9 protein-coding genes are annotated in these 8224 nt (G+C 46.6%); 5 read left to right on the top strand and 4 right to left on the bottom strand.

Features of this window, described 5'->3' with window-relative positions:
* Positions 1-143: 143 nt before the first annotated feature.
* Both Q0P86_RS15885 and Q0P86_RS15880 read left to right on the top strand, forming a co-directional pair.
* Positions 144-677 carry a flavodoxin family protein gene (locus Q0P86_RS15885; protein WP_295040818.1) on the top strand — a complete coding sequence of 178 codons (534 nt, stop codon included), beginning with the start codon at positions 144-146 and terminating at the stop codon, positions 675-677.
* Positions 678-728: 51 nt separating this feature from the next.
* Entirely contained in the window at positions 729-1316 is a 588-nt protein-coding gene (locus Q0P86_RS15880) for a DUF1349 domain-containing protein (protein WP_295040816.1), read from the top strand.
* Here Q0P86_RS15880 and Q0P86_RS17000 read toward each other — a convergent pair.
* From Q0P86_RS17000 to Q0P86_RS15865, 4 genes are all read right to left on the bottom strand, one after another.
* Positions 1298-1348, bottom strand: coding sequence for a hypothetical protein (locus tag Q0P86_RS17000; RefSeq protein ID WP_366941344.1), 51 nt, complete (start codon positions 1346-1348; stop codon positions 1298-1300). The genes Q0P86_RS15880 and Q0P86_RS17000 overlap by 19 nt on opposite strands.
* A 64-nt stretch (positions 1349-1412) precedes the next feature.
* Positions 1413-1739, bottom strand: coding sequence for an addiction module antidote protein (locus Q0P86_RS15875; protein ID WP_163415498.1), 327 nt, complete (start codon positions 1737-1739; stop codon positions 1413-1415).
* The gene (locus tag Q0P86_RS15870; protein WP_291025519.1) at positions 1726-2019 is read right to left on the bottom strand and encodes a type II toxin-antitoxin system RelE/ParE family toxin; all 294 of its coding nucleotides are present in this window, start codon (positions 2017-2019) and stop codon (positions 1726-1728) included. Before Q0P86_RS15870 ends, Q0P86_RS15875 begins: the two co-directional genes overlap by 14 nt.
* A gap of 116 nt (positions 2020-2135) precedes the next feature.
* Positions 2136-3248, bottom strand: a complete 1113-nt coding sequence (locus tag Q0P86_RS15865) for an ORF6N domain-containing protein (protein WP_295040814.1) — start codon at positions 3246-3248, stop codon at positions 2136-2138.
* A gap of 288 nt (positions 3249-3536) precedes the next feature.
* Here Q0P86_RS15865 and Q0P86_RS15860 point away from each other — a divergent pair, with 288 nt between their 5' ends.
* The 3 genes from Q0P86_RS15860 to Q0P86_RS15850 are packed head-to-tail and all read left to right on the top strand — an operon-like array spanning position 3537 to position 8181.
* Positions 3537-7355, top strand: coding sequence for an Eco57I restriction-modification methylase domain-containing protein (locus Q0P86_RS15860; RefSeq protein ID WP_295040812.1), 3819 nt, complete (start codon positions 3537-3539; stop codon positions 7353-7355).
* Between the two features lie 41 nt (positions 7356-7396).
* Positions 7397-7951: a GIY-YIG nuclease family protein gene (locus tag Q0P86_RS15855; RefSeq protein WP_295040810.1), complete on the top strand. Its 555-nt coding sequence runs from the start codon at positions 7397-7399 to the stop codon at positions 7949-7951.
* A gap of 8 nt (positions 7952-7959) precedes the next feature.
* Positions 7960-8181 carry an AAA family ATPase gene (locus Q0P86_RS15850; RefSeq protein WP_295040808.1) on the top strand — a complete coding sequence of 74 codons (222 nt, stop codon included), beginning with the start codon at positions 7960-7962 and terminating at the stop codon, positions 8179-8181.
* Positions 8182-8224 lie beyond the last annotated feature (43 nt).

Genomic DNA, 8224 nt, shown 5'->3' with positions numbered 1-8224 from the left:
ATTTATACGCAAGTTAAACTACAAACCTAAGTCGCGTTAGCGACGAAAATCCGCCGAATGTCTTGGCGCTGGGCGAGAGGACTTGGCAATCTCTAGCTGTTTTTATAGATTATAGCAACAAACTATATCGCAGTGGATTAGGTATGAACATTCTGATTCTTTCGGGTAGCCCGCGCAAGGGCGGCAATACGGATTTGCTGGTGGATGCGTTCGTAAGGGGCGCTTCGCCAAGGCACCATGTCGAAGTCGTCTCTGTTCACGATTACAAAATCAATCCTTGCATCGGGTGCAATTCGTGCTTTGCACGCGAAGACCACAAGTGCTGCCAGAAAGACGACATGCAAATCGTCTACGAAAAAGCCGCAGCTGCCGAGATGCTCGTGATTGCGTCTCCCGTGTATTTCTATGGTCTGAGTGCGCAACTCAAGGCTGTCATTGACCGGTTCCACAATCCGATCCGCGATACGTTCCACATCCACAAGATGGCCTTGCTCTTGGTCGGTGCCGCCTCGCTCCCGGAACTGTTCGACGGCATCCTCACGCAGTATGAACTTTGCCTCAAGTTTTTCAAGTTGCAAGATATGGGCCGCGTGCTCGTGCGTGGCGCAAAGGACAAAGGCGATGTCGGGGAAAATGCCTTGCAGCAGGTGTATGAACTTGGAAAAATGTTGGAATAAATTCGGATAGAAACAAATTCAAAGGCTACAGAAATGTTTGATATTTCTAAAATGAAATGGGTCAGGGAACCCCGGAACTACAGCATCAATCAGGAATGCGTCGAAATGGTGACCGCTCCGCATACGGACCTTTGGCAAAGGACCTACTATCATTTCAGAAACGATAACGCTCCGGTTCTGCAGATGGAAACAGAAGAAAAGTTCTTTTCCTTTGTCGTCAAAACCGATTTTTCCGAAAGTCATCGTCGCTTCGACCAGTGCGGGGTGGCGCTGTATCTGGATTCGGAAAATTGGCTTAAGGCATCGGTCGAATATGAGAATGAAAAATTTCAGCACCTGGGTTCTGTCGTGACATACCGCGGGTATTCAGACTGGGCGACGACTGCGATTTCTGCAGATGTAAAATCCATGTGGTATAGGCTCAGCAGGCGCGAAGATGACTACTGCATAGAATGTTCTCGAGACGGGGTGCAGTTTTCTCAAATGCGGATTTGCCACATGCTCGAAGGAGCCGGAAAAATTCGGTTTGGCATATATGCATGCAGCTCGGAAAATTCCAGCTTCACGGCTCGATTTACGGATATGCAAGTGACGGAATGCGCATGGAAAGCGCACGACGGTCAACAACCGGATGCGTAAACGTAAATCTCCGCCAAATCGGCATCGAGCATCACCTTTACCCCGCGGATGGTATATATCCGCGATCCATAATACCAGCTTTTCTAGTGCTGGGAGTTAAACTTTGTACACGGCCTTTTTCTCGGCGACTGTACAGGGCGTTATACAGAGTTTTAAGCCCATAGCCTTCAGCACACGCATGATGGTATCGAATCTCGGATGCGCGTCTTCTCTTAGCGCCTTGTACAAACTTTCGCGATTCAGTCCCGCTGACTCGGCGATTTTTGCCATTCCGATTGACCGGGCTGCGTCTCCTAAGGCTTGTTGCCAGAGGACGGGATCATTTTCGGCAAGGGCTTCTTCCAAAAAGAGTTTTACGTCTTCCTCTGTTTTAAGAAGGTCTGCGACATCCAAATCAGAAACTTCTGCATCACTTTTTTTCATTGTTCAACTCCTTTGCCTTGTCGATATCCTTTTGTTGCGTCGATTTGTCGCCGCCTGCTAGTAGCAGCACAACGATGTCGTCTTTTTTCGTGTAGTAGATGCGGTATCCTGGCCCATAGTGAATGCGCATCTCGTATATTCCGTCGCCAACAAATTTGAAATCTCCAAAGTTACCTAGTTTAACCTGTTCAATTCTAAGGTTTATTTTCGCACGGGCGCGCGCATCTTTGAGATTGGCGTGCCACTTGGAAAAATATTCCGTTTTCTTAATTTGAAGCATTCGCCCTCCTACAATGTAGCCAATTGGCTACAAATTGTCAATAGGTCTGTACGATTTTTTTTCGGTCAAAATTTGCATTGTGTTGAGTGGTTGTCAAGTATTCTTTGACAACCACTTTAGCGATTGGTTCCTTGAAAAAACTTCTGTTTCCCCTCTCGCAGTAGCCTCTCGAACAGTGCACGATACCCCGCGATATCTTCCAGCTGCATGATGGTCGTGATTTTGTTCCCCGCGTCTTTTGAGGATGCCCCGCAGTGGAAGAGCTTCTCGCTGTCGGTCCCGAAATCCAGATAGATGTACCTGTCGTGGAACACGTTTCCCGTGGCACGAACATCGCTAAGTTCAACATCCGGGCGGGCAGCCCTGAAGTCCGCCAGCATGCTTTCGGTCAGGCGAGTGCGCCCGTGCTGCTCGCTGAAAATCCTAACCGAAACGCCCTTCGCCACGCACCGCAGCAAGTCGAGAGTCTTTACATCCAGGTAGTCATCCACAATCAGCACCGACTTCTTTGCCAAGCCGTAAATCTGCGTGTACGCGACATCGGCCTCAAGCCGCTGCCCGTTCAGAATCAAGAAGTGCTTGAAGGTGCTCGGGTCGATGAAATTCGACATGACCTTCTGGAGAAAACTCTCGTTCCGTTCCACCTTGCTTGAAAGCGTGCGGACATCCGTGGCAATCTCGGCGATATCCCGCGTGTTCTGACTCGTCTGCGTCGCCAAGGCGACCATCCCCGCAGAAACATCCGGCGCGTTCTCTGCCGCAATGTAGTCCTTCATCTGCTTGAAAAGACGGATGAGGGCCATACTCTGTTGTACTGCCAAATCGCCTTTCAACACAGTCATGAGCATGTAAATGCCTTGTTCCGTAAAAACGTAGGGATTGGAACGGCTCTTTGTGCTGATATTTGCGGTGCAATTTTTGCACCGCAAATCTTTAGCGTCATTTGCATCTGTAATTGCGGTAAATTTTTTTGACCGCAATTCCTCAACTTCCCTTTTGGTCAGCTGAAATCGGAAATCCTCCGCAAATCGTTCAATATTGTTCTTGACTTGTCTGTTAAAATCTTTCGTGCTATACCCGTAAATCTCCGCCAAATCGGCATCGAGCATCACCTTTACCCCGCGGATGGTATATATCCGTGATTTGAGCAAATCCTCGTCTATCAGGGCAAATTCGGGCTTTTTCGGCGCAACGGCCCCGGCCGCACTGGCCGCAACATCTTTCTTCATCGTCAACTCCTCTGGCATACAAGCGGAAAAAACGCCAAAGACTATACACTTGTACACTACAATATAAATTCAAAAATCCAGTTTGTCAATAGACCCGCGAGTTTTTTCTGAAAATTATTTTGAAGGGGAAGGTCTCCCGCACCACCTAAAGGTGGCCATGCCCACATAAGCGCTGAAGCGCTAAGTGGTCAAAGGCCGTAACGCCCCGACTGCAAAAAAAACGGGATTTGCCTCAAAAACCTTAGGATTGCCATCTTTTGTCTTCAAAAAAGGGTATATTTCCCTTGTATGTCAATCAAGTTCATTTCGCCTAAAAAGTCCGTCAATTCCGCGTTTCTCAAGCTCCCTGTCCCCGTCGAAAAGATGGAGGATTTCAAGCTTTCGCTCAAGAATCTTTACAGCAAGCGGAACACTGCGCAGGACGAAGAATACCACAAGGGCGAAATCTGGAACTTTTTACGCAAGATTTTTGAACCCGATTATTCGGTGCAGGTCAACCGCCCGATAGACTTGTGCGTTTTTAACGGCAATACGGCAAGTGCAAAGCCTGCGGTGATTATCGAAGCGAAATCGCCGACGAATGCGGCGGAAATGTTTTCGGCGGAGCATCCGAACGTAAAATCGTTGCAGGAACTCGTCTATTACTTTATGCTGGAATACGTGCAATCGGGCAATCACGAAATCAAGTGGCTCGCCATCACGAATTTTGACGAATGGTATTTCTTCGACGTAAAAGACTTTATCCGCTATTTTGGGAACAAGTCAAAACCGATATACGATCAGTTCCTGAAATTCAAGGCGAATCAGATGAGCGGCAACAAAACCTCCGATTTCTACAATGAAATCGCGAAACCCGCCATCGACGACTTCCTCGCCTCCTGCGACATCAACGTCGTGCATTTCAGCCTTGCAGATGCAATGCGGACGCTTGCCCCAGAACTAAAAAAGTCACATGTCACCCTGGAGCCGAAGGCGATAGGGTCCATGGATTCTATCAGCCCTACGGGCTTCCAGAATGACAATGAGTATTCTCATTCCACATCCCACATTTCACATTCCACACCGTTCCTCCCTCTCTACAAATTCCTCTCCCCGGAAACCCTTCTCGCGAAGCCTTTCGCAAACGATAGCAACAGCCTCGACCGCAACTTTTATGCGGAACTCTTGCACATCATCGGCCTCGAAGAAGTAAAAGAAGAAAAGGGAAGCAAGAAAGTCATCCGACGCAAGAAGCCCGCAAATCGCGACAAGGCGAGCCTCCTCGAAAGTGCAATCTACCAGCTCGAAGACGATTTCCCGAACAAGGAAGAATGCGAGGCGATGGCGCTCCGTCTCTGCATCACATGGGTGAACCGCCTGCTGTTCCTGAAACTTGTCGAATCGCAAATCCTCATGTATCAAAAGGGCGATACATCGTACCGGTTCATGAGTACGGACAAAATAGCGAACTTCGACGAACTGAATATTTTCTTTTTCAAGGTGCTCGGCAAGAAAATTGAGGACCGCGACGAAGACGTGCTCAAGCGTTACCCGAATGTCCCTTACCTGAACAGTTCGCTGTTTGAACCGACCGAAGACGAAAAACACCTGAAAATCCGCGGCATTCCCGATGCCCAGATGGAAATTTTCAACAAGACCGTCCTGAAGGACGAACGCGGCAAACGCGCAAAAGGCACGCTCCCGAATCTGGATTACATTTTCAAGTTCCTCGATGCGTACAACTTTGCTAGCGATGCCCAAGGCGGCGTGACCTCTACGAGCAAGACGCTCATCAACGCGTCGGTTCTCGGACTCATCTTCGAAAAAATCAACGGCTACAAAGACGGCAGTTTCTTTACGCCAGGGTTCATCACCGACTACATGGCCCGCGATGTGCTGGAACGGACGGTGGTGCAGAAGTTCAACGAGAAAAAGTCCTGGAAATGCGAAAATTTGGAAGATGTCTCGGACAAGATAGAAGACATTTCAGAAGCGAATGAAATTGTTGATGACATCCGCATTGCCGATGTCGCCGTGGGCTCTGGGCATTTCCTGGTGTCGGCCCTTAATCGCCTGCTTGCAATCAAATCGGAATTGAACATTTTGTGCGATGCAGACGGCAAACGCATCAAACGCCGCGACCTGATTTTGAAAGTGGATAACGACGAACTTTCTGTTGTTGATGACGAGGGCGAACCGTTTGAATACAAGCCCGGCAACGAAGAAAGCCAGCGGTATCAAGAAGCCCTGTTCAACGAGAAACGCCGCATCATCGAGAATTGCCTTTTCGGCGTTGACCTGAACCCCAACAGCGTGAACATCTGCCGTTTACGCCTTTGGATTGAACTCCTGAAGAACGCCTACTACACCAAAGAAAGCGGCTACAAACAACTCCAGACCCTCCCGAACATCGACATCAATATCAAAGTCGGCGACTCGCTGCTCTCCAAATACCCCGTGCAGAACGGGCGCTTGATTGCGGATTATCTTACTCGTGATGAACGAGCCGACCGCAAACGGGATAGCCTCAAGAATTGCCTTATTGAATACAGACAACTTGTGCAGGAATACAAAACGGGCAAGTCGCAGAGCTCCAAGATGATGCTCCGGCACAAGATTGCATCGCTCAAGAGCCGAATGGTTGAAGACGGGCAGATTGAAATGTTCGAGGAATACAAGGGCTCTGCGGGCGACACCATCGACTTTTCCAATTCGCTCGAATGGATGTTCGAATTCCCGGAAATCCTTGACGAGGTCGGTCGCTTTACAGGCTTTGACGCCATCATCGGAAACCCGCCGTATGTGCAGCTCCAGAGCATGGGCGAGATGAGCGACGTTTACAGCAAACGAAATTACAGTTGCTACAACAAATCCGCAGACCTTTACTGCCTCTTTGTGGAACGAGCCTATAGCCTGCTGAAAAAGAACGGATATTTCTCGTTCATCATGCCGAACAAATGGATGCTTGTGGATTACGGCAAGGAACTGCGACAATTCATGAGCCAGACCTCGCTCAAGAAAATTCTCAACTTTGGCGATGTCCAGTTCTTTGCCGATGCGACCATTTACGTGTGCATTTTCGTATCGCAAAAGTCCGGCGACAAGATGCCCGTTTTGGCGTGCTCGCTGAACAGCAAGAACTATCACGGCGAATTTGAAAAAGAAGTCAATGCCGCGACATTCGAGTTCCCGGCAGAAAATTTCGGAGCAAGCGAATGGAGTATCCGCAACAAACTCCACGATTCCGTATTGCAGAAAATGAATGTTGGCACGGCTCTGAAGGATATGCCGATTTCAATTTATCGTGGCATTTTGACCGGCTTCAACGACGCATTCTTTATTGACGGAAAGACGAGAGAAAAACTCATTGCCGAAGACCCCAAGAGCGAAGAACTCATAAAGCCCCTGCTTCGCGGCCGAGACATTAACGCTTGGGTGACGGAAAAAGAAGACCAGTATCTTATCGGAACTTTTCCGGCATTAAATCTTGATATCGACCAATACCCGGCAATCAAGAATCATCTGCTGAGTTTTGGCATCGAAAAGTTGGAACAGACCGGTGCCAAGCACATTGTGAACGGCGAAGAAATCAAGGCTCGCAAGAAAACCAGCAACAAATGGTTTGAAACGCAGGACCAAATTGGGTATTATAAAGAACTTGCTCGTCCCAAAATTATATTTCCGAATATAACAACGGCGTTTCCGTTCACGTATGACGAAAACGGAGTCTATCCCAATGACAATAATTTATTTATTGTCGAAAAAGAAAACGCCATTGCGAACGAAACTGAGTGTCCTGAGCGGAGCGTAAGCGTTGTCGAAGGATCTCTCCTCAAAGCCTTCCTCGCCATATTCAATTCTAGCCTCTGCAAATTCTGGATATGGCACAACTGTCCTGTCCTCAACGGTGGCACTCGCAAACTGCAAATCGCCTACTTCGAAAACCTCCGCATTCCCCTAAACAACGCAGAACTCCTGCAGCAACTCGCCACCCTCACCGATGAAATCATCGCTGCCAAGAAAAACGGCGAAGATACCGCAGAATTAGAAGCCCAAGTCAACACCCTCGTCTATCAACTCTACAGCATCACCGATGCGGAAGAAATTGATGCGGTCGAGAAAAGGTAATTTGCAAAAAAGAAAAATTTCTAAAAAGGGAAAAAAGTTAAATGAAAAATTTTATTGTAAAAGGGTATTTTGAAGTTCCTCTTAAAAATGTAGATACTCCGAATAGGAAAGGAAAAGAAATTAATACAAGTAGAATAAATGATTTTTGGACAACTGTTGATTATAGTGAAAATATTTCATCAAAAAAAGGTGTGTATATTTTTGCAAATAAAGTTAGCCATGGGTTTAAACCAATTTATGTTGGGATGACGGTAAACTCATTTAAAAACGAATGTTTCAAAGATCATAAGATTAGAAAATTGCAGTCTTTTTTTGATAAATCTTTGCGTACGAAACTTGTGCTCTTTTTTATTGTGAAAGAAAGTAGTAGAGATGCTAAAGATGACAATGATATTATTGCCGATGTAGAAAGTTTCTTTATTCATCAAGCTTATATGGCGAATGAAAATCTTCTGAATGACCGTAAAAAAGACCCAAAATGGTCTGTTCAAGATGTTTCTGGAGATAGAACTCCTGGACAGCCAACGATGTCTGTTCAGAATTTGAAGCAATGTTTGGATATGGAATTGAATTTAACTACAATGAAAAAGGAATGAAATGATTTATGATTGATAAAATAGAAATGAATGGTGTAGCGTCGTACAAACAGGCAACTTGTTTAGAGACGGATAAAAAAGTCAATCTTGTATATGGCTTAAATGGTGTAGGGAAAAGTACCCTGTCTAATTTTTTATACGATCCCAAAAATGAGATGTATAAAAATTGTAAACTTCATTTCCCAGAAGGTGATTCTTTAGATAATTATGAGATTTTGGGGCTCTTCTGAGCTAAGTGTGGAACATTTTTCTAAAAAAATAGCCTAAAAACGG

The organism is uncultured Fibrobacter sp. (genome assembly GCF_946062555.1).
GTDB lineage: Bacteria > Fibrobacterota > Fibrobacteria > Fibrobacterales > Fibrobacteraceae > Fibrobacter.
The sequence above is the reverse complement of the archived record's forward strand: the minus strand, read 5'-3'. Positions and strand labels throughout refer to the sequence as shown.